General features: G+C 68.2%; 18 protein-coding genes. 14 read left to right on the top strand and 4 right to left on the bottom strand.

Features of this window, described 5'->3' with window-relative positions; genetic code table 11:
- The first annotated feature begins 6 nt into the window (after positions 1–6).
- Genes ACRB8A_RS13480 through tsaD form a run of 6 tightly spaced genes read left to right on the top strand, consistent with a single transcriptional unit; the run spans position 7 to position 5,241 of the window.
- Positions 7–1,098 (top strand): PfkB family carbohydrate kinase, encoded by a 1,092-nt coding sequence (locus ACRB8A_RS13480; RefSeq protein WP_056597023.1) that lies wholly within the window; start codon positions 7–9, stop codon positions 1,096–1,098.
- A 56-nt stretch (positions 1,099–1,154) separates the two neighbouring features.
- Complete coding sequence (gene alr / locus ACRB8A_RS13475) at positions 1,155–2,363, top strand: alanine racemase (RefSeq protein ID WP_050685766.1); 1,209 nt, start codon at positions 1,155–1,157, stop codon at positions 2,361–2,363.
- Positions 2,360–2,998, top strand: a complete 639-nt coding sequence (gene tsaE / locus ACRB8A_RS13470) for a tRNA (adenosine(37)-N6)-threonylcarbamoyltransferase complex ATPase subunit type 1 TsaE (protein WP_432244863.1) — start codon at positions 2,360–2,362, stop codon at positions 2,996–2,998. Before alr ends, tsaE begins: the two co-directional genes overlap by 4 nt.
- Positions 2,979–3,650, top strand: coding sequence for a tRNA (adenosine(37)-N6)-threonylcarbamoyltransferase complex dimerization subunit type 1 TsaB (gene tsaB / locus ACRB8A_RS13465; RefSeq protein ID WP_050685770.1), 672 nt, complete (start codon positions 2,979–2,981; stop codon positions 3,648–3,650). The genes tsaE and tsaB overlap by 20 nt, the downstream gene beginning before the upstream one ends.
- Positions 3,651–3,694: 44 nt before the next feature.
- A complete protein-coding gene (gene rimI, locus ACRB8A_RS13460) occupies positions 3,695–4,153 on the top strand; it encodes a ribosomal protein S18-alanine N-acetyltransferase (RefSeq protein ID WP_432246043.1) in 459 nt (152 codons plus the stop codon).
- The gene (tsaD, locus tag ACRB8A_RS13455; protein WP_432244862.1) at positions 4,150–5,241 is read left to right on the top strand and encodes a tRNA (adenosine(37)-N6)-threonylcarbamoyltransferase complex transferase subunit TsaD; all 1,092 of its coding nucleotides are present in this window, start codon (positions 4,150–4,152) and stop codon (positions 5,239–5,241) included. The genes rimI and tsaD overlap by 4 nt, the downstream gene beginning before the upstream one ends.
- A gap of 153 nt (positions 5,242–5,394) precedes the next feature.
- Here the strand turns inward: tsaD and ACRB8A_RS13450 are convergent, their stop codons facing one another.
- On the bottom strand, positions 5,395–6,546 hold the full coding sequence (locus ACRB8A_RS13450) for a glutamate--cysteine ligase (protein ID WP_050685774.1): 1,152 nt from the start codon (positions 6,544–6,546) through the stop codon (positions 5,395–5,397).
- 377 nt (positions 6,547–6,923) lie between these two features.
- Between ACRB8A_RS13450 and ACRB8A_RS13445 the strand changes: the two genes are divergently transcribed.
- On the top strand, positions 6,924–8,360 hold the full coding sequence (locus tag ACRB8A_RS13445; RefSeq protein ID WP_432246042.1) for a glycoside hydrolase family 3 N-terminal domain-containing protein: 1,437 nt from the start codon (positions 6,924–6,926) through the stop codon (positions 8,358–8,360).
- Between the two features lie 35 nt (positions 8,361–8,395).
- On the top strand, positions 8,396–9,214 hold the full coding sequence (locus ACRB8A_RS13440) for a shikimate 5-dehydrogenase (RefSeq protein ID WP_268760262.1): 819 nt from the start codon (positions 8,396–8,398) through the stop codon (positions 9,212–9,214).
- An 18-nt stretch (positions 9,215–9,232) separates the two neighbouring features.
- Here the strand turns inward: ACRB8A_RS13440 and ACRB8A_RS13435 are convergent, their stop codons facing one another.
- Positions 9,233–10,465 carry a THUMP-like domain-containing protein gene (locus ACRB8A_RS13435; protein WP_432244861.1) on the bottom strand — a complete coding sequence of 411 codons (1,233 nt, stop codon included), beginning with the start codon at positions 10,463–10,465 and terminating at the stop codon, positions 9,233–9,235.
- Positions 10,466–10,475: 10 nt separating this feature from the next.
- Entirely contained in the window at positions 10,476–11,312 is an 837-nt protein-coding gene (locus ACRB8A_RS13430; protein ID WP_432244860.1) for an AraC family transcriptional regulator, read from the bottom strand.
- A gap of 104 nt (positions 11,313–11,416) precedes the next feature.
- Here ACRB8A_RS13430 and ACRB8A_RS13425 point away from each other — a divergent pair, with 104 nt between their 5' ends.
- Positions 11,417–12,238 (top strand): phytanoyl-CoA dioxygenase family protein, encoded by an 822-nt coding sequence (locus ACRB8A_RS13425; protein ID WP_432244859.1) that lies wholly within the window; start codon positions 11,417–11,419, stop codon positions 12,236–12,238.
- 27 nt (positions 12,239–12,265) lie between these two features.
- Positions 12,266–12,643 (top strand): glycosyltransferase 87 family protein, encoded by a 378-nt coding sequence (locus ACRB8A_RS13420; protein WP_157370894.1) that lies wholly within the window; start codon positions 12,266–12,268, stop codon positions 12,641–12,643.
- On the opposite strand, the gene ACRB8A_RS13415 is transcribed toward ACRB8A_RS13420, so the two are convergent.
- On the bottom strand, positions 12,568–13,500 hold the full coding sequence (locus tag ACRB8A_RS13415; RefSeq protein WP_285240671.1) for a DMT family transporter: 933 nt from the start codon (positions 13,498–13,500) through the stop codon (positions 12,568–12,570). The genes ACRB8A_RS13420 and ACRB8A_RS13415 overlap by 76 nt on opposite strands.
- Positions 13,501–13,724: 224 nt before the next feature.
- Here ACRB8A_RS13415 and groES point away from each other — a divergent pair, with 224 nt between their 5' ends.
- From groES to ACRB8A_RS13395, 4 genes are all read left to right on the top strand, one after another.
- Entirely contained in the window at positions 13,725–14,018 is a 294-nt protein-coding gene (gene groES / locus ACRB8A_RS13410) for a co-chaperone GroES (RefSeq protein WP_003805290.1), read from the top strand.
- Positions 14,019–14,097: 79 nt separating this feature from the next.
- Entirely contained in the window at positions 14,098–15,708 is a 1,611-nt protein-coding gene (groL, locus tag ACRB8A_RS13405) for a chaperonin GroEL (protein WP_050685790.1), read from the top strand.
- 101 nt (positions 15,709–15,809) lie between these two features.
- Entirely contained in the window at positions 15,810–17,858 is a 2,049-nt protein-coding gene (locus ACRB8A_RS13400; protein WP_432244858.1) for an acyltransferase family protein, read from the top strand.
- The gene (locus ACRB8A_RS13395) at positions 17,858–19,939 is read left to right on the top strand and encodes an acyltransferase family protein (RefSeq protein ID WP_432244857.1); all 2,082 of its coding nucleotides are present in this window, start codon (positions 17,858–17,860) and stop codon (positions 19,937–19,939) included. The genes ACRB8A_RS13400 and ACRB8A_RS13395 overlap by 1 nt, the downstream gene beginning before the upstream one ends.
- The last annotated feature ends 70 nt before the right edge of the window (positions 19,940–20,009 follow it).

The raw sequence follows: 20,009 nt of genomic DNA, 5'->3' as shown, positions 1-20,009 counted from the left end.
CCGGACATGGACGCGATCCCGGCACGCCTTTTCGACCCCCTGGGCGCCGTCCGCGCGCGGACCGGACCGGGGTTCGACCTGCTGCTCGCCGGCACAGTTTTCCAGGACATCATTTTCACCGGACTGCCCAGCGAACCCGAAGCGGGCACCGAAATCTGGAGCGAAGGGATGGGCAGCTGCCCGGGCGGCGTGGCCAACCAGGCCATCGCAGCGGCCCGGCTGGGGCTCCGGACCGGGCTGGCGGCAGCGTTCGGCGACGACGGCTACGGCGACTTCAACTGGAAGATCCTCGCGGACCAGGAACAGGTGGACCTCAGCTTGTCCAGGCGGGTAAAGGGCTGGCACTCGCCGGTGACGGTATCCCTCTGCGTGCAGAAGGACCGTTCCCTGGTGACCCACGGGCATCCGGCACCGGTGACTTCCTCGGAGCTGATCGGGGACCCGCCGCCGGCGCTCGCGGGCATCGCCGAGGTGGGCGTTGAGGTGGAACCGTGGGCCGTGGCCGCGCACCAGGCAGGCGTGAAGCTGTTCGGTGACACCGGCTGGGACCCCAGCGGTGAATGGGCGCCAATCCGGCTGGAGAACCTGAAGTACTTCCACGGGTTCCTGCCCAACCAGCGCGAGGCCATGGCCCTGACCGGGAAGGACAACCCATGGTCCGCCCTCTATGCGCTGGCCGACCGGGTGCCCGTCGCCGTTGTGACCCTCGGCCAGCAGGGAGCCATGGCGGTGGACTCCGAAACGGGGGAGGAGGAGTGGGTGCCCTCGCTGCCCGTCAAGGCACTGGACCCCACCGGCGCCGGCGACTGCTTCGATGCTGCGTTTATTGTGGGCAGCCTGGCGGGGTGGCCGTTGGGCAACCGGCTCCGGTTCGCCAACCTGTGCGCAGCCCTGTCGGTGCAGGAAGTGGGCGGCTCGCTGGCCGCGCCGGGCTGGGGCGACATTGCCGACTGGTGGAAACGCGCCAACGCCCGGCCGGAACGGCAGACCAGCCAGTGGCTGCGGCGCTTCGGTTTCCTGTCCGAGATCATCCAGGACGTCCCGCCCACGGCCCAGCGCCGGGCCTCAGCCACCATTGCGCACCTCTCGGACGCCTGAACCCGCGGCAGGGCGGCGATTATCCGGCCGGTAGCGCCAGCACTAGAATCACTAGGGTGACTTACCCCGCAGCACCCGGCCCCACCAGCACTGACCCCGGACAGGATCCCCGCAACGAGAGGTCAGCCGTCATTGACCTGGCCGCCGTCCGGCACAACGTCCGCCGGCTTGCCGCGGCAGCCTCGCCGGCCAAAGTGATGGCCGTGGTCAAAGCCGATGCCTACGGCCATGGCGCCGTCCCCGTGGCCCGGGCCGCACTCGAGGCCGGCGCCGCCTGGTTGGGGGTTGCCCATATCTCCGAGGCACTGTCCCTCCGCGCGGCGGGTATCGACGCCCCGCTCCTGGCCTGGCTGCACACCACGGAAAGCAACTTCGGTGCGGCCGTTGCCGCCGGCGTCGACATCGGCTGCTCGGGCTGGGAACTGGACCGCATCGTCGCTGCCGCCCGCGAGCAGGAACGCCCCGCCCGGATCCACCTGAAAGTGGACACCGGCCTGGGCCGGAACGGCGCCACCACCGGCACCTGGGACACGCTGGTGGGCGAAGCCATGGAATACCAGGACCAGGGCCTGCTCCGCGTGGTGGGCATCTTTTCGCACCTCGCCGTGGCGGACGAGCCGGACCGGCCAGAGACGGACCAGCAGCTGGCCCTGTTCAAGGAAGTACTGGCCGTGGCGGAGGACGCCGGGGTGGATCCCGAGGTGCGCCACCTGGCCAACACCCCCGCCACGCTGTCCCGGCCCGACACCCATTTCGACCTGGTCCGGGTGGGCCTGGGCATCTACGGCCTGTCCCCGTTCGAGGACCTCACTGCCGCGGAACTCGGCCTGCGCCCGGCCATGACGCTGCGCACCGTGGTGTCGCAGTGCAAGCAGGTTCCGGCCGGGCAGGGCGTGTCCTACGGCCTGAACTACCGCACTGCCGCCGACACAACGCTGGGCCTCATCCCGCTCGGCTATGCCGATGGTGTGCCGCGCGTGGCAACGGGCGGCCCGGTCCGGATTGCCGGCACCACCTACCCCGTGGTGGGGCGGATCGCCATGGACCAGATGGTCATCGACCTGGGTGGGGCCTCCGGGGCGGAGGCCGGCCTGTCCGGAGCCGAGGCGGTCCTGTTCGGCGACGGGGCCGACGGCGGTCCCACAGCTGACGACTGGGCCCGCGCCGCCGGGACCATCAACTACGAGATTGTCACCAGGATCAGCCCGCGCGTCCCGCGCCGTTTTATTAATGAGCCCGATGATGGTGCGGAGGGCGCCGCGTGAGCGGGTCCGGCCAGCCCGCCTGGGAGCTCACGGTCCAGGCGACGACGGCGGAGCTGACCCATGCGCTCGCGGCCAGGCTGGCGGTGGTCCTCGACGCCGGGGACCTGCTGGTGCTCTCCGGCGAGCTGGGTGCCGGCAAAACCACGTTCACGCAGGGCCTGGCCGAGGGTCTGGGGGTCCGGGCCGGCGTCATTTCGCCCACCTTTGTGCTGGTCCGCATCCATCCCAACCTCGCCGACGGTCCCCGGCCCGGCGGACCGGACCTGGTCCACGTGGATGCTTACCGGCTCGGGTCGGCCGCGGAGATTGATGATATCGACCTGGAGAACACGCTGGATTCCGCCGTCACTGTAGTGGAGTGGGGCCGTGACCGGGTGGAGCACCTGAGCAACAGCCGGCTCGAGATCGACCTGCACCGGGCCATCGGCCTGGCCGGCGCTGCCACCGCTGGAGCGGCCGCCGGTTTACCGGCCCAGGAGACCCCAACGGAGCAGGGCGCCGGCTTCCTGGACTTTGATACCGACGAAACAGACGAACCCCGCACCATTGTGCTGCGGGGGTACGGTCCGCGCTGGCCAGCTGCCCCGGACCTTGCCCTTCCCGAAGGAGATCCGCATGCTGATCCTCGCCATTGACACCTCCGCCGTGGCCAGCGCCGCCCTGGTGTCGGATGACGCGCTCGAGGGCATGGTGGCCGGTTTCGCCACCGAGGACACCCGCAGCCACGCCGAAGTGCTGGCCCCGGGCATCCAGGACATGCTGGCCACTGCCGGTGTTGCGGGAACGGACATCGATGCCCTGGTGGTGGGTGTGGGCCCCGGGCCGTTCACGGGCCTGCGCTCCGGCATCGCCACGGCCCGCACCCTGGCCTACGTCTGGGGCAAGCCGCTGCACGGACTCATGAGCCTGGACGCGGTGGCCCTGGAAGTGGCGGAGTCCACCGCAGCCGTTCCGGAATTCCTGGTGGCCACCGACGCCCGGCGTAAAGAGGTGTACTGGGCCCGGTACACCCTGGCACCCGGGCAGCTGCCCGAACTGGTGGACGGTCCGCACGTCGGTTTCGCTGCTGACCTTCCAGACCTGCCGGCCTTTGGCGCAGGCGCCGGGCTGTACGCCGATGTGCTCCGCGCTGACCCGGCCTTCGTCCGGGAGCAGCCCGATGCCCTGTACCTGGGCCAGTTTGCGCTGGCCCGGCTCGCGTCCGGCGGAACCCTGCCCGACTCCACCCCCCTGTACCTGCGCGAATCCGACGCACAGGTACCCGGACCCCGCAAGCGTGCCCTGTGACCGCCGACGGACCCGCCCGCCTCGAGGGCATCACCCTCCGGCCCATGACCCTTGACGACGTCGCCGCCGTCAACGCGCTGGAGCAGCGGCTTTTCCCGGTGGACGCCTGGCCGCTGCACATGTTCCTTTCCGAACTGTCCCAGCCGGATACCCGGCACTACCTGGTGGCGGAGGACGCTGCCGGGATCGTGGGCTACGCCGGCCTGATGTGCATCGAGCCCATCGCGGACGTCCAGACCATCGCCGTCGTGCCCGAACAGGAAGGCCGCGGCATCGGCAGTACCCTCCTGACCCTCCTGATCGACGAAGCCCGGGCGCGGCGGGCAGCCGACGTGCTCCTGGAGGTCAGGGCGGACAATCCCCGGGCGCAGGCACTGTACGTCCGTTTCGGCTTCGAACAGATCCATATCCGACAGCGCTATTACCGCGACGGCGTCGACGCCCTCATCATGAGGCTGCAGCTCGACGGCGGCAGCGGAACCACGGAAGCAGGCCAGCAATGAACCGGACACAGCCACTGGTGCTGGGGATCGAATCCTCCTGCGACGAAACGGGGGTTGGCATCGTGCGGGGAACCACCCTGCTGACCAACACCGTCTCCTCGTCCATGGACGAGCACGTCCGGTTCGGCGGTGTTATTCCTGAAATTGCGTCCCGGGCGCACCTGGACGCCTTCATTCCCACCCTGGACGCGGCATTGTCCGACGCCGGTGTGCGGCTGGACGAGGTGGATGCCATCGCCGTCACCGCCGGGCCTGGGCTGGCAGGTGCCCTGATGGTGGGCGTGTGCGCCGCGAAGGCCCTGGCCGTCGCCACCGGCAAGCCCCTCTACGCGATCAACCACCTGGTGGCGCACGTGGGGGTGGGGCTCCTGGCGCCGGACGGGGACGGGCGCGCCCCGGAGCTGCCGGCCAACCTTGGCGCGCTGCTGGTTTCCGGCGGGCATACCGAAATCCTGAAGATCAACAGCATCACCGATGACGTGGTCCTCCTGGGCTCCACCATCGACGACGCCGCCGGGGAAGCCTACGACAAAGTGGCCCGCATCCTGGGGCTGGGCTACCCCGGCGGGCCGGCCATCGACGCCGTGGCCCGCACCGGCAACCGTGCCGCCATCAGGTTTCCCCGGGGCCTGAGCCAGCCTAAATACATGGGAACCGCCGAAGAGCCCGGCAAGCACCGCTACGACTGGTCCTTCAGCGGGCTTAAGACAGCAGTGGCCCGCTGCGTGGAGCAGTTCGAGGCTCGCGGCGAGGAGGTGCCGGTGGCGGACATCGCCGCAGCCTTCCAGGAGGCGGTGGTGGACGTGGTGTCCGCCAAGGCGGTCCTGGCCTGCCGGGAGCACGGGATCAAGGACGTGCTGCTGGGCGGCGGCGTCGCTGCCAACTCCCGGCTTCGCGAACTGACGGGCCAGCGCTGCACGTCCGCCGGGATCCGGCTGCACGTGCCGCCGCTGGGGCTGTGCACCGACAACGGGGCCATGGTGGCTGCCCTGGGAGCGCAGCTGGTGATGGCCGGCAAGGAGCCCAGCGGGATCGCCTTCGCCCCGGACTCCTCCCTCCCGGTCACAGCGGTCTCACTCCCGGCCTGACCCCCCCCTAAAACCCCCCGTTGCGCTATCACTTATGGTCCCCAAACCACCGGTTTGGGGACCATAAGTGATAGCGCAACGGGGACGGGGACAGGGGGAAAGCGGGGACGGGGGAAACAGGGGGAAAGCGGGGACGGGGCGGAGGTCGGGCTGTTAGGCCGTGGGGCCGTTCCGCATCTGCTTGACCAGGTCCAGCACCACGGCCTGGAGGTTCCCGCTGTTTTCTGCGGCGACCCGGCGCTGCCGCTGGTAGCCGGCGCCGCGGTTGATGATCTTTTCCACGTCGGCCAGTTCATCGGCGCAGCCCAGCTTGGCGGCCACCGGCTCCAACCGGTTCAGGGTCTCCAGCAGGTGGTCCGTGACCAGCTGCTCCTTGCCGGCGGCGTCCAGGATGATGATCGCCTCCATCCCGTACCGGGCCGCCCGCCATTTGTTCTCCTGGATGTGCCACGGCGGCATGGTGGGGATGGTGCCGCCGCTGTCCAGGGTGGTGGAGAACTCGTCCACCAGGCACTGGGTGAGGGCAGCGATGGCGCCCACTTCCTCGAGTGTGGCCAGGCCGTCGCAGATCCGCATCTCGATGGTGCCCAGGTTGGGGACCGGCCGGATGTCCCAGCGGATCTCGGACAGGGTGTCGATCACCCCGGTGGTGAACATGTCCTGCACATAGGACTCGTAGTCGGCCCAGGAGGAGAACTGGAACGGCAGGCCGGCGGTGGGAAGCTGCTGGAACATCAACGCCCGGTGCGAGGCATACCCGGTGTCCTCGCCGCCCCAGAAGGGGCTGGACGCGGACAACGCCTGGAAATGCGGGAAGTAGTTGACCAGGCCATCAAGCACCGGCAGCGCTTTTTCCCGGCGGTCCAGGCCCACGTGGACGTGGACACCGTAGATGACCATCTGCCGGCCCCACCACTGGGTCCTGTCGATCAGCTTCGCGTACCTGGCCTTGTCCGTGACAGGCTGCAGCTGGGGCGGGCTGAACGGGTGGCTGCCGGCGCAGAACAGCTCCACACCCATGGGGTCCGTGATTTCGCGCACAGCAGCGAGGGACCGGCTGAGGTCCTCCTTGGCTTCGGCAGCGGTTTCACAGATGCCGGTGACCAGCTCCACGGTGTTCAGCAGCAGTTCCTGCTTGATGTGTGGGTGTTCATCGTCTTCGTTGAGCTCCGGGTGGCGCGCGGCCACGCCACGGAGCACCTGGTTGGCCACGGAGGCCAGCTCGCCCGTTTCACCGTCCACCAGGGCCAGTTCCCATTCCACACCAAGGGTTGATTGCCTCGATTGTGCGAAGTCGATCTGCACGCGTTTCCTTACTGTCCGGTTTGCCGCTGGCTCGCGCCGCTGACAGGCAATGGCTGGCAGGCGAACGGGTGGTCCAAGTCTAGTGCAGGGGTAGCATCGTACTGATGGTTATGTTCCAGCGCCTGCCTCAACGACTTTCCAAAACCCTCCCCTTCCTCGCGGCGGCAGCGGCCCTTGCCCTCACCTCGTGCACCGCCACGCCGCCGCCTGCGACGCCGTCGGAATCCCCGTCCGGTTCCACAGCTGCGGCCGCCCCGTCGCCAAGTACGACGCCGGTCCCCACCACCGCGCCCCCGGCACCTGATCCCGGTTCCCGGGCCTTGGGGTGGGGCCCCGAGCAGCGCGACCAGGACGCCGCCGCGGCAGCGGTGGCCGCCATGGACACCGGCCAGAAGGCCGGCCAGGTGCTGCTGCCGTTCTTTAAGGGCACCGACGCTGCCGCGCACGCCGCCGTTATTGAACGGCTGCACCTCTCCGGGGCCATCATCATGGGCGACAACGTGCCCAAGGGGCCGCAGGGGCAGGTTGATCCCGCCGCGATGACCGCCGCCAACCAACAGCTCGCCACCGCGACCAGGGCGGACGGGGATCCATGGCCGGGCCTGATCGGTGTGGACCAGGAAGGCGGAGTGGTGGCGCGGCTGGGCCTGCCCCTGACTGAATGGCCGGCGCCGATGAGCTTCGGGGCCGCCGGCAGCGAACCGCTGGCCCGCGAAGCCGGCGGCGGGCTGGCCGCTGAACTGGCACCGCTCGGGTTCACCGTTGACTTCGCGCCGGACACCGACGTGACCATCGGGCCCAAGGACCCCACCATCGGTGCCCGGTCCATGTCCTCGGATCCGGACGCTGCCGCTGCCCTGGGGGCCGCGTTCTCCCACGGCATGCTGGGCGCGGGGATCCTGCCCGTTGCCAAGCATTTCCCGGGCCACGGCTCCGTGACAGCCGATTCGCACCTCAGCCTGCCCGTGCAGCCCGCCACCGTTGAGGAACTCCGCGGCCGGGACTGGAAACCGTTCCAGGCGGCCGTAGCCGGCGGCGCGCCGATGATCATGACCGGGCACATTGCGGTTCCAGCGCTGGAACCCGGCGTTCCGGCGTCGCTCTCCGCCCCCACGTACCAGGCGCTGCGCGGCCTGGGCTTCAATGGCGTGGCCGTCACGGACGCCCTGAACATGGAAGCGGTGAACAAGCAGTACCCGTCCGGCGCCGCTGCCGTTAAGGCCCTGGCCGCAGGCGCCGACCTGCTGCTGATGCCGGCCGACGTGGATCAGGCCCATGCCGCCATTGTCCGGGCCGTCGCATCCGGCGAGCTCTCCGCGGAGCGGCTGGACGAGGCTGCAACGCGGGTGGCCACCATGATGACGTGGCGCGGCCGGACCGGAGCCCCGCAAGGCGCTGCGCCCGGCAGCGGTGCGGCACTCTCCGCCAAGGTCTCGGCGGCCGCGGTGACGGTCCTGTCCGGGCCCTGCACAGGGCCGCTGGTGCCGGGTGGCGTCCAGGTGACCGGCGGCGGTCCCGGCGACCGGGAACGTTTTGCGGCCGCCGCCGCCCGCGCCGGGCTCGCCGTGGGCTCCGGGCCGGTGGTGAACCTGATCGGCTATGGCGGCCGCCCGGCCGGTGGGGACATTGCCGTGGCCCTGGACGCACCCTGGCCGCTGCAGGAATCCGCCGCACCCGTGAAACTGGCCGTCTACGGCCGATCCGACGGCGCTTTCGACGCGCTGGCAGCAGTGCTGGCCGGAAAGGCGGCCGCGCCCGGGAAGCTCCCGGCCGCCGTCGGCAGCTTCCCGCTCGGAACGGGCTGCGCGCCCTGACCCCGGGAACGTGCGCGAAGGCGTTTTAATGAAGGGTGCCCATTCTGAATAAAGACATGACCCTCTGCATCTCGCTCTCCGCACGGCCCAGCAACAACGGGACGCGCTTCCACAACCACCTGTACGGGCAGTTGGGGCTGAACTGGATCTACAAGGCGTTTGCCCCCACCAACCTGGAGCAGGCCATCGCCGGCGTACGCGGGCTGGGCATCCGGGGCTGCGCGGTGTCCATGCCGTTCAAGGAGGACGTGATGGCGCTGGTGGACGAGATGGACGATTCCGCCACGGCGATCGAATCCGTCAACACGATCGTGAACACGGATGGCCATCTCAAGGCCTACAACACCGACTACACCGCCATTGAGCAGCTGCTGGCCAGCAACGCCGTCCCCACGGACTGGTCTGTCCTGGTCCAGGGCGCCGGCGGCATGGCCAAAGCCACGGTGGCAGCCCTCCGGGACGCCGGCTTCACGGACGTTACGGTCATCGCCCGGAATGAAGCCACGGGCCGGGCGCTCGCCGGCCAGTACGGTTTCGCCTGGCGGCCGGAGCTCGACGCCGGTTCAGCGGACCTGATCATCAACGTCACGCCGCTGGGCATGGCAGGCGGCCCGGACGCGGACGCGCTGGCGTTCCCCGCCACGGCCATTGACGCCGCCCGGATGGTGTTCGACGTGGTGGCGCTGCCAGCCGAGACACCATTGATCAAGGCGGCACGTGCGGCCGGGAAACCTGTGATTACGGGGGCCGAGGTGGCCACCATCCAGGCGCTGGAACAATTTGTGCTCTACACCGGAACCCGGCCCACCGCTGAGCAGGTCCGGGCCGCTGAAGACTTCATGAGGGCGCAATAGTCCCTGCTGTGCTGGAGCTCAGACCGGCTCCACCACTACCGCCACCCGGTCCTCGCCGATGCGCGTCAGGACCAGGGTGGCGGTCTTCCCGCCGCCCTTTTTGGCGGAATGCGACTTGCCGGCGGGCAGCAGCTGTTTGCGGAGTTCCTCGGGCGTCACGGCGGTGCCGCGCTTCTTGATGTCCAGCACGGTGATGCGTTCCTGCTTCACCCACGCTTTAAGCGCCTTGACGTTGTACGGCATCACCTGCCGGACTTTGTACGCCCGGGCGAAGGGCGTGTCCACCAGTGTGGGTGCGCAGATGTAAGCGATGTGCTCGTCCACCAGGTGCCCGCCCAGCTGAAGGGCGACGTCGGCCACCAGGCCTGCGCGGATCACCGCACCATCCGGTTCGTACAGGTAGCCCTCGACTGGGCCCACCGCAGGTACCGGACCCGCACCAAAGTCCTGGCCGCTGGTCAATTCCGCTGCACCGTGCGGGCTGAGCACCAGGGCGGCACGCCGGATGTCCGGGCGCCGGACCGCGTTGAACCAGAGCGCCACCTCGGTGACGTCGCCGCCCACCGACACCCACTGTGCCTCGCAGCCGGCAGGTACCGACTCGTGCGGCATGCCCGGCCCCATCTTCACCCCCACCGCGCGGCCGGAGGCAGCCAGGGCTTCGACGAAAGACAGCGGCGGGGAGAAGGCTTCGGGATCCCAGATGCGTTTGGTGCCCGAGGTGGAGGTGACCCGGCGTGCGGGATCCAGCCAGACGCCGTCGACCCCGTCCAGCGGAACGGACGTGGCGTCGGCGTGGACCACCGTGGCGTTGGGGAAGGGGATGAGGTTCACGGTGGCGCAGGCCGCAGTGGTCTCGTCCATTTCCACTGCCGTGACGTTGATGTCCATGGAGGCAAGCGCCAGCGAATCCGCGGCCAGGCCGCAGCCCAGGTCCGCCACATGGCTGATGCCGGCAGCCGCAAACCGCTGGGCGTGGCGGGCGGCAACACTCAGGCGGGTGGCCTGCTCAAGTCCCGCCTGGGTGAACAGCATCCGGGACGCGAACTCCCCGAACTTGGCTTCGGCCTTGGTGCGCAGCCGGGACTGGGTGAGGACCGCAGAGACGAGGGCGGGGGAGTGGCCGGCCTTTCGGAGGGCGGCGTTAAGCGCAAAGGACTCCTCGTCCCGGTAGGGGCCCAGGGACGCAAGGAGCTCCCAGCCTTCGGCGGTGAGCAAGGGCGCGATCTGGTCCTGGGGTGCTGGGGGCATGCGTTCCAGCCTAGTTGAAATCCTGCGGCGGTCCCGAGGGGGCGCCGCTGCCCGGCCCCTGAATCCGGCCGGCGCGGAAGGCCGAAGGGGACAGCCCGGACCACGCCTTGAACCGCCGGGAAAAGTACAGCGGGTCGGCGTAGCCCACGGCCGCCGCCACGTCCGCCACGGCCATCGAGGTCAGGGCCAGCAGGTCCGCGGCTGTGGAGTGCCTGACCCGGGCTACGTAGGCCTGCGGGCTCAGCCCCACAGCGGCGATGAACAACCGGTGCAGCTGCGCCGGCGAGTAGGTGGCCACGGCACACAATTCGCTGAGCGGAAGCGGACGGTTCAGGTTCTCGGCGATCCAGCCGAAAAGGGCCTCCAGCCTCGGTTCCCCGGCGGACCGTTTCGCCTGCGGCGCGCACCGGTCGAGGAGGGTGCCAAGGAGCCCCAGGAGTTCGCCGCTGAGGGCCCGGGACTCCTGCGGTGCCGGGCTCTGCTGGGCGTGGGTAAGGACCGCCATGAACTTCCGGTACATGCCCTGGTCGTCGGTCAGGGCCAGTGGCACGCCCGCTGCAGTGAACTCCTCGTGGACCGCCGCGGCCGCGGAACCGGCAAAGTGCACCCACAGCCAGTGCCAGTCGCCTGTTCGCGGCGCCGCATAGGAATGCGGGACCGACGGCGGGAACATCAGGACCCTGCCGCGCCCTGCGGTGAAGGGTTCCCCGGCCAGGTCGCCGTGGATGGTGCCCTCGATGACCCAGACCAGCAGGTAGTCCCCGGGATCCACGCGACGGACCGGCGGCATGGGGATGTTGCGGAAGGAACCGGAGGCGCGCCAGTGCAGCAGATCAGGAAAGGCCATAACTCAAGGATAAGAAAATCCATTCAGATGAGAGGCCTTGCCATGCCGGACCGCAGCGTGGGATTCGATGATGGAAGCCCACCCAATTGCAGAGGATGAGAAGAATGCACGTAGAAACACCCGCCTACCGGCTGACGCAGGACCAGGTCAACGCCTATCACCACACCGGATTTACGGTGGCCAGGGGACTGTTCAGCGCCGCCGAAGCGGCGGACTGCGCCAAGCACTTCGACGCGCTCGCAGAAACCGGCGAGCCCATCGAGGGGCATTGGGCGCCGCAGCCCGGCACGGATCCGCTGGCCCGCTACCCGAGGATGTTCCACCCGCACCTGTTTGACGCAGGCAGCAAACAACGGCTCCTCGATCCACGGGTGAAGTTGGTGCTCACCCAGCTGATGGCGGACGAGCCGATCGCCGTGCAGTCCATGTACTACTTCAAGCCGCCGGGTGCCCGCGGGCAGGCCTTTCACCAGGACAACTACTTCCTGAAGATCAAACCCCAGTCCTGCCTGGCGGCGTGGCTGGCCATCGACCCCTCCACGCCGGAGAACGGCGGACTGCAGCTGTGCCCCGGAACGCAGGACATGGAGGTGGTCTGCCCCGATTCGTCGGACCCAGCGGAAAGCTTCACCAAGGAGCGTGTGCAGCCGCCGGAGGGCCACGAGCCGGTCAAGCTTTCCCTGGCGCCCGGGGACGTGCTGCTGTTCAACGGCAGCGTGGTCCACGGCTCGGATGCCAACCGGACCAGCAGCCAGTGGCGCCGTTCCTTCATCTCCCACTACATGCCGGCCTCGGCCACCCACGTGGGCCGCTGGTACGCCCCGGCCATGATGGATTTTGACGGACGCCCCGTGGCCCGCGCCAGCAACGAGGACGGCGGCCCCTGCGGCTCGCTGCCCGGAGACCCGGAATCCGGCCTCCACTGATGAACCCATGCCGATAGTGTTGACGGCATGGCGGAAAATACAGAGGTCCCGGGGCCCGGAGCGAACCGGCCTGCGGCGGGACGTGTTGGATTTGCCCGCCCCGCCCTGATTGCCGCGGCGGTGGTGGCAGTAGTCTGCATCGCGCTGCTGGTCATCATCTTTTTCCTCGACACCTTCAACGCCACCGTGTACTCGGTGGGCGGCAACAACATCTCCGATGACACGCAGGAAGCCCGGGACATCCGGGGCCTCTATGCCGGCGCCCGGGCCGTCGGCATCATCCTGCTGGTGGTGTCCCTGCTGACCGCCGCGGCCGCCGGGTTCCTGCTCTACCGCCGGCGGAACCAGGGCAACCCGGAGGCCGACGCCGGCGAGGACGTGGGATTCGACGGGCTGACCGGCTGAGGGGCCCGGCCGGCGCCGGTCAGGAGGACGCCGGAGATCACCAGGACGCCGCCCAGGACCTGCGGGACCGTAATGGGCTGGCCCAGCAGCACCGTGATCACCGCTGTGAAGACCGCGATCAGGTTGAGGTAGTTTCCGGCGTTGGCCGCTGACGTCCGCTTCAGCGCCAGGTTCCACAGCAGGTAGGACCCCAGCGACGGGAACACGGCGATGTACGCCAGCGACCAGTTGCCCGATGCCGTGGCCGGGAGTCCGGCGCCGGCAGCCAGCGCCACCGGGGCGAGGACCAGCGCAGCCATTGCCACCTGCACCGCTGTGGCCGTGATGGCCGGCAGGGACAGCCGCCGGGCGATGATCGTATACAGGGCCCAGACGGTGATGGCCGCGACGATCAGGAGTTCACCCGCGCCGAGCGAGAAGGTCAGCAGCCGTTCCACATCTCCGCCTGAGAGGACCAGCAGCACCCCGGCCAGGCCCAGCCCGATGCCTGCCCACCCCAGCGGACGTGGCCGCTCCCGCAGCAGCACCACCGAGAGCACCACGATCAGCGCGGGGTTGGCGGCTGTCACCAGGGAAGCGTTGAGGGCTGAGGTGTGCTGCAGTGCGCTGTACAGCAGCAGCGTGTAGCCGCTCATGCCCAGCACGCTCAGGAGCAGCAGCACCCGCCAGTGGCGCAGCACTGCCCTCCAGTCGGGCCGCTCGACGGCCTGCGCCAGGACCAGGAGCGGCACGGCGGCCAGGGCCCAGCGCCAAAACGTCAGCTGGAGCGGTTCCATGGTTTTCACGGCGGCCTGGCCCACCACGAAGTTGCCCGCCCAGAAGAGGTTCGCAAGAATCAGGTAGATGGCTGCCCGCACCGCTCAAATGTACAGCCACGCTGTCCGCCCATGACGAAATGCTGGCACTCACCTTGACCGAGTGCTAACCCTTACATAGAGTCTCTATTAGCACTCTCCCTAGGAGGGTGCTAACACATGAAGAGCTGCCAGCCAGGCTGCTGCCGGCACCGCGACGACGGTTTGCCAGCCAGGCGGGAGAGCTTTCCAGTCCACAAATTTGCTGACGTAAAGGAGAGGTCCGAGTGTCGGTCTCTATTAAGCCTCTTGAGGATCGTATTGTTGTCCGCCCGCTCGAAGCCGAGCAGACCACGGCTTCCGGCCTGGTCATCCCGGACTCCGCGCAGGAAAAGCCGCAGGAAGGCGAAGTTGTTGCAGTCGGCCCCGGCCGCTTCGAAGATGGCAACCGCGTTCCCGTTGACGTAGCCGTTGGCGACGTCGTTATCTACTCCAAGTACGGTGGAACCGAAGTCAAGACCGGCGGCACCGAGTACCTCGTGCTGTCCGCCCGCGACGTCCTGGCGATCGTCGTAAAGTAACCCTCCCGGATCCCCGCGCTGCTGGTCATGCTCTTAGCTGGTCAGCCGCGCGGGGTTTCTGTCTTGAAAGGACAAAACCATGGCAAAGCAGCTTGCGTTTAACGACGCTGCCCGCCGGTCGCTCGAAGCCGGCATCGACAAGCTCGCCAACACGGTCAAGGTGACGCTCGGCCCCCGCGGCCGCAACGTCGTCCTGGACAAGAAGTGGGGTGCTCCGACCATCACCAACGACGGCGTGACCATCGCCCGTGAAGTCGAACTGGATGACCCGTACGAAAACCTTGGCGCGCAGCTGGCCAAGGAAGTCGCCACCAAGACCAACGACGTTGCCGGCGACGGCACCACCACGGCTACGGTCCTGGCCCAGGCACTGGTCAAGGAAGGCCTGCGCAACGTTGCCGCCGGCGCCGCTCCCGGCCAGATCAAGCGCGGCATCGAGGTTTCCGTTGAAGCCGTCGCCGCCCGCCTGCTCGAGAACGCCCGCCCGGTTGAAGGCACCCAGGTTGCCAACGTTGCAGCCATCTCGGCCCAGAGCGATGAGATCGGCGAACTGCTCGCCGAAGCATTCGGCAAGGTCGGCAAGGATGGTGTGATCACCATCGAGGAGTCCTCCACCACGCAGACCGAACTGGTCCTCACCGAAGGCATGCAGTTCGACAAGGGCTACCTGTCCCCGTACTTCGTCACCGACGCGGAACGCCAGGAAGCTGTCCTCGAAGACGCCCTGATCCTGATCAACCAGGGCAAGATCTCCTCGGTGCAGGACTTCCTGCCGCTGCTGGAAAAGGCGCTGCAGAGCTCCAAGCCGCTCTTCATCATTGCTGAGGACGTTGACGGCGAAGCCCTCTCCACCCTGATCGTCAACCGCATCCGCGGCACCCTGAACGTGGTTGCCGTCAAGGCTCCGGGCTTCGGCGACCGCCGCAAGGCCATGCTCCAGGACATCGCCACCCTCACCGGTGCGCAGGTTGTTTCCCCGGAGCTGGGCCTGAGCCTGGACACGGTTGGCCTTGAGGTGCTGGGCACTGCCCGCCGCATCACGGTCACCAAGGACAACACCACCATCGTTGACGGCGCCGGTTCGGCAGAAGACGTAGCAGCCCGGGTTGCCCAGCTGCGCGCCGAGCTGACCCGCACCGACTCCGACTGGGACAAGGAAAAGCTCCAGGAACGCCTGGCCAAGCTGGCCGGCGGCATCGGCGTGATCAAGGTCGGCGCAGCCACCGAGGTTGAGCTGAAGGAAAAGAAGCACCGCATCGAAGATGCTGTGTCGTCCACCCGCGCCGCCCTCGAAGAAGGCATCGTGGCCGGCGGCGGTTCCGCGCTGATCCACGCGTTGAAGGCCCTGGACGAGGATTCCGCTGTCCTGGCCCTCGAAGGTGACGCAGCAGCAGCTGTTGGCATCGTCCGCCGCGCACTGGTCCAGCCGCTGCGCTGGATCGCCCAGAACGCCGGGTTCGACGGTTACGTTGTCACGGCCAAGGTTGCCGAGCTCGAAACCAACAACGGTTTCAACGCCAAGTCCGGCGAGTACGAGGACCTGATCGGCGCCGGTGTCATCGACCCGGTCAAGGTCACCCGTGCGGCCCTCCGCAACGCTGCCTCCATCGCAGCGCTGGTCCTCACCACCGAAACCCTCGTGGTGGAGAAGCCCGCTGATGAAGACGAGCACGCGGGTCACAGCCACTAGGCTGAATCCGCTTTCCGAAGGCCGGTCCGGCGTCTGCCGGGCCGGCCTTCGGCGTCTCTCCGGTAGAATTGATGCTTTGCCTACCGCTGGAGGATCGTCCCGTGTCGTTTGCGAGAACCGCGTCGCCCCCCGGTGTGGACCCCAAAAAGCCTGCCGGCAAGCGGAAATCCACGTTCCGCGCCGAGATCCAGGGCCTGCGTTCGCTCGCTGTCCTGATGGTGGTGACGTACCACGTCTGGTTTGGCCGCGTCTCCGGCGGCGTTGACGTTTTCCTGCTGATTTCCGCGTTCCTGATGACCCTCCAGTTCACCGGCCGCTACGACCGCCGCGAACCGGTGGCTCTTTTCAAACACTGGCTGCACCTGTTCCGCCGCCTGCTTCCCGCGGCGGTCACGGTGATCGTTGCCACCCTCGCGGCCGCGGCCCTGCTGCTGCCCCGGACCCGCTGGCTGGACCTGATTGACCACGGCTGGGCTGCGATGTTCTACTTCGAGAACTGGCTCCTGCAGAAGCAGGCCGTGGACTACTACGCCGCTGATCACAGCGGGGCCGGTCCGCTGCAGCACTTCTGGTCCCTCTCCATCCAGGGGCAGGTTTTTATCCTGTGGCCGCTCATCTTCGTGCTGGCAGCCTTTGCCGCCCGGCGGTACCGGTTGTCCTACCGGCCGCTGCTGGCCTACGTGTTCTTCGGCATTTTCCTGGTCTCCCTGATCTACTCGATCGTCTTCACGGCCACCAACCAGGGCCAGGCCTATTTCGACACCGGCGCGCGCCTGTGGGAGTTCGCGCTGGGAACACTGGTGGCCCTGATCCTCCCCGGGCTGAGGCTGCGGACCGCGCACCGCATTGTGATGGGCTGGGTGGGCATTGCTGCCATGCTGGCCTGCGGCATACTCCTTGACGTCGAGGGCGCTTTCCCCGGTGTCGCCGCCCTGTGGCCCACGGTGGCTGCCGCCCTGGTGATCGCCGCGGGCAGGACCGGCAGCCCGTTCGGCGTGGACAGATTCCTCGCCTCGAAACCCCTGGTGCGGCTGGGCGACAACTCCTACGCCCTGTACCTGTGGCACTGGCCCGTCCTGGTCATCTCCTTGGCCTGGACCGGCAAGGAACACGCCGGCTGGTTGGCCGGCACCATCATCATCCTCACCTCGCTGGGCCTGGCCTACCTCACCACACGCTTCATCGAGAAGCCCTGGCGTGAATGGCGGTGGCCCGAGGTCAACAAGCGCCGGGCTGTCCTGGCGGTCCTGCTCGCCGTGGCGGTGGCCGCGGCCCCGCTGGGCCTGTGGCGGCAGCAGATCGTCCAGTCCAACTCCATCACTTCCATCGGATTGGACGACCCCCGTTATCCGGGTGCCCGCGCCCTCAGCCCCGGCTTCCAGTTCACGCCTGACCCTGCAGCTGAGCCGGTCCCCAAAGTAGAGGCCATCGCCGAAGAGTGGCCGGAATTTCCGGAACCCTGCATCGGGGCCGGTGAAAACGCCAGCATCTGCACCAACGGTGTTGAGGGGGCGGCCAAGCACATTGTCATCCTCGGCAGTTCCCACGCCTATGTCATGAACACGCCGGTGCTGATGATGGCCGAGAGATACAACTGGCGTGTCACCTCCATCACCAAGGGGTTCTGCCCCCTCACCGACGAGCCGGGTCCCGAAATTACCGCGGAGTGCCTTGACTTCAACAAGGAGGCCATGGAACAGGTCCTCGACATAAAACCCGACCTGGTGCTCACCATCAGCACGAGGACCTCTGCCGATCCCGGCACACCTGAAGTGCTGGAGGATTCCTGGCTCGCGCAGGCGCGCAAGCTCAACGACGCCGGCATTGAGGTGGTTGGTGTCCGCGAGACGCCCCGGATGCCCCACGTGCCAAACTGCCTGGCCGCGCACCCGGATGACCCGGCGGCCTGCAACGGCAGCGTCCTGGATACGTTCGGGCCCGTTGCGGCCACTGACGGCGTTGATACCCAGCTTCCCGACACCCGGTTCCTCGACCTCACCCGCTACTTCTGCGTGGCGGACGTCTGCCCGGCCATCATCGGCAACGTCATTGTGTACAAGGACGAAAACCATGTCACCCGCTCGTACCTCATGACCCTGGCGCCCTACTTCGAAAAGGATTTCCTCGCCTTGACCGGATGGAAACCCTGATGGCGGCCGCAACGGCAGGCGCCGCCACCGGGCTGTCAGCCGCCCCTGCTGCCGCCAAAAAGCTGCGGCCGGGATACCGGCCCGAAGTCCAGGGCCTGCGGGCCCTGGCTGTCCTGATGGTGGTGGCCTACCACGTGTGGTTGGGGCGGGTTTCGGGCGGGGTGGACGTGTTCCTGCTCATCTCCGCCTTCCTGCTCACGCTCTCGTTTGTCCGCAAGGCAGAATCGGGCCGGCCGTTCGGACTCCTGACGCACTGGCTGCACCTGTTCAAGCGGCTGCTGCCCGCCGCCGTCGTGGTTATCCTGGGGGTCCTCGCGGGCACCTGGCTGATCCTGCCGCAAAGCCGCTGGCCGGAGATCCTGGACCAGGCCTGGGCCTCGCTGCTGTACCGCCAGAACTGGCTGCTGGCGGACACCGCCGTGGACTACTACGCCCAGGACCATGCCGGGGCCAGCCCGCTGCAGCATTTCTGGTCCCTGTCGATCCAGGGCCAGGTGTTTGTTCTCTGGCCCCTGGTCTTCGCCGGGACCGCCGCCCTGCTGGCTGTGCTGCGCCGGACCCCGGCCGGCGCGCGGTTCAGCTACCGCGGGCTGCTTGCCCTGGTGTTTGGGGCAGTCTTTGTGGTCTCGCTGGCCTACTCGGTGGAGCAAACCGCCACCAACCAGGCCTACGCCTACTTCGATACCCGCGCCAGGCTGTGGGAATTCGCGCTCGGTTCCCTGCTGGCGCTGGCCCTGCCTTACCTCAAGCCGGGCCGCCGGCTGCGCGTGGCGCTGGGCTGGGCCGGCCTCACGGCCATGGTTTCCTGCGGCCTGCTGCTCACCGTGGACCGGTCCTTTCCCGGCTTTGTGGCGCTGTGGCCCACCCTGGCGGCCGCGGCCGTCATGGTGGCAGGCCAAAGCGGCAGCCGGTTCGGTGTTGACCGGCTCCTCAGCAGCAAGGCTGCCGTTGCGCTGGGGGACAACTCCTACGCGCTCTACCTGTGGCATTGGCCGGTCCTGGTGCTGGCGCTTGCCGCCACGGGCGTGGAAGCCCCCAACCTGATGCAGGGCCTCGCGATCGTGGGCGCCGCCATCGTCCTGGCCTTCCTCACCACCAGGTTTGTCGAAAAGCCCCTGCGCGACTGGCATTGGCCCAAGCTCCGCGCCTGGCGCACCGCCGTCGTGATTGTCGCCTGCGGTGCCCTGCTGGCCGGACCCGTCGCCGTGTGGCAAACCAGCCTTACGGCTGAGGAAAGCGCGACGGCGGCGCAACCCCGGGAGCTGACACCCGGCGCTGCCGCCCTCCGCCCCGGTCAGGAGGACGTCCCCGCGCCCCCGGCCCGGCTGATCCCCGGCCCGTCCGCCCTGGACAACGACTGGGCGGGCATCCAGACCCCCTGCAGCGGATTAAACGCCACCGCCGACCCCATCCTGGAGGGGTGCCGGCAGGAAGCGCCGGACGTCCCGGCCACCAAGCGGATTGTGGTGCTGGGCGACTCCCACGCCCAGCAGTACCTTGCAGCCCTGGCGCCCGTGGCGGCAGCCCGCGGCTGGGAACTGGTCACCCTCCTGATGCCGGCCTGCCGGTTCGGGGCCGAATCCGAAACCCGCAACGCCGAATGCAACGCCTACAACCGGGCCAGCGCCGCCTACGTCCTGGAACACCAGCCGGACGCGGTGTTCACGGTTGCCTCCCTGACCCATGAGGAGGCCCCCTTCGAAACCGAGGTGCCGGGCTACCTGGACGGAATCCGGCCTTTCGCGGACGCCGGCATCGAGATCCTGGGCATCCGGGACAACCCCCGGTTCACCATCAATATGCCCGAATGCGTCCAGCGCCACGGCGCGGACGCGCCTGAATGCAACCCCTCGCTCGCCGAATCCCTGGTGGAACCGTCGCCGTTGGAGGCCTACCGCGGGCAGGTGGCGGGCCTGCACCTGATGGATCTCAGCGATTTCATCTGCGCCCGGGGCGTCTGCCCGGCCGTGGTGGGCAACGTCTATGTCTACAAGGACGACAACCACCTGACCCGCACCTACGTGGAAAGCATGGTTCCCATGTTCGAACAGCGCCTGCTGGCGGCGACCGGCTGGACGTAACCGGCGCCGGGCGTGCGGTTGCTCACATTGCGCGCCCGGAATAGGGGGATCAGCGCAGAGGTTCTAATAT

This window comes from Arthrobacter sp. G.S.26, from assembly GCF_050847375.1.
In the GTDB taxonomy this organism is placed as follows: domain Bacteria; phylum Actinomycetota; class Actinomycetes; order Actinomycetales; family Micrococcaceae; genus Arthrobacter.
The sequence above is the reverse complement of the archived record's forward strand: the minus strand, read 5'-3'. Positions and strand labels throughout refer to the sequence as shown.

What these genes read in the sequence shown, in the direction of transcription:
- groL (WP_050685790.1), top strand. Translation starts at nt 14,098, where the DNA reads ATGGCAAAGCAGCTTGCGTTTAACGACGCTGCCCGCCGGTCGCTCGAA.
- tsaB (WP_050685770.1), top strand. Translation starts at nt 2,979, where the DNA reads ATGCTGATCCTCGCCATTGACACCTCCGCCGTGGCCAGCGCCGCCCTG.
- ACRB8A_RS13425 (WP_432244859.1), top strand. Translation starts at nt 11,417, where the DNA reads ATGCACGTAGAAACACCCGCCTACCGGCTGACGCAGGACCAGGTCAAC.
- ACRB8A_RS13395 (WP_432244857.1), top strand. Translation starts at nt 17,858, where the DNA reads ATGGCGGCCGCAACGGCAGGCGCCGCCACCGGGCTGTCAGCCGCCCCT.
- tsaD (WP_432244862.1), top strand. Translation starts at nt 4,150, where the DNA reads ATGAACCGGACACAGCCACTGGTGCTGGGGATCGAATCCTCCTGCGAC.
- ACRB8A_RS13420 (WP_157370894.1), top strand. Translation starts at nt 12,266, where the DNA reads ATGGCGGAAAATACAGAGGTCCCGGGGCCCGGAGCGAACCGGCCTGCG.
- ACRB8A_RS13430 (WP_432244860.1), bottom strand. Translation starts at nt 11,312, where the DNA reads ATGGCCTTTCCTGATCTGCTGCACTGGCGCGCCTCCGGTTCCTTCCGC.
- ACRB8A_RS13445 (WP_432246042.1), top strand. Translation starts at nt 6,924, where the DNA reads ATGGACACCGGCCAGAAGGCCGGCCAGGTGCTGCTGCCGTTCTTTAAG.
- ACRB8A_RS13480 (WP_056597023.1), top strand. Translation starts at nt 7, where the DNA reads ATGGACGCGATCCCGGCACGCCTTTTCGACCCCCTGGGCGCCGTCCGC.
- ACRB8A_RS13435 (WP_432244861.1), bottom strand. Translation starts at nt 10,465, where the DNA reads ATGCCCCCAGCACCCCAGGACCAGATCGCGCCCTTGCTCACCGCCGAA.
- rimI (WP_432246043.1), top strand. Translation starts at nt 3,695, where the DNA reads ATGACCCTTGACGACGTCGCCGCCGTCAACGCGCTGGAGCAGCGGCTT.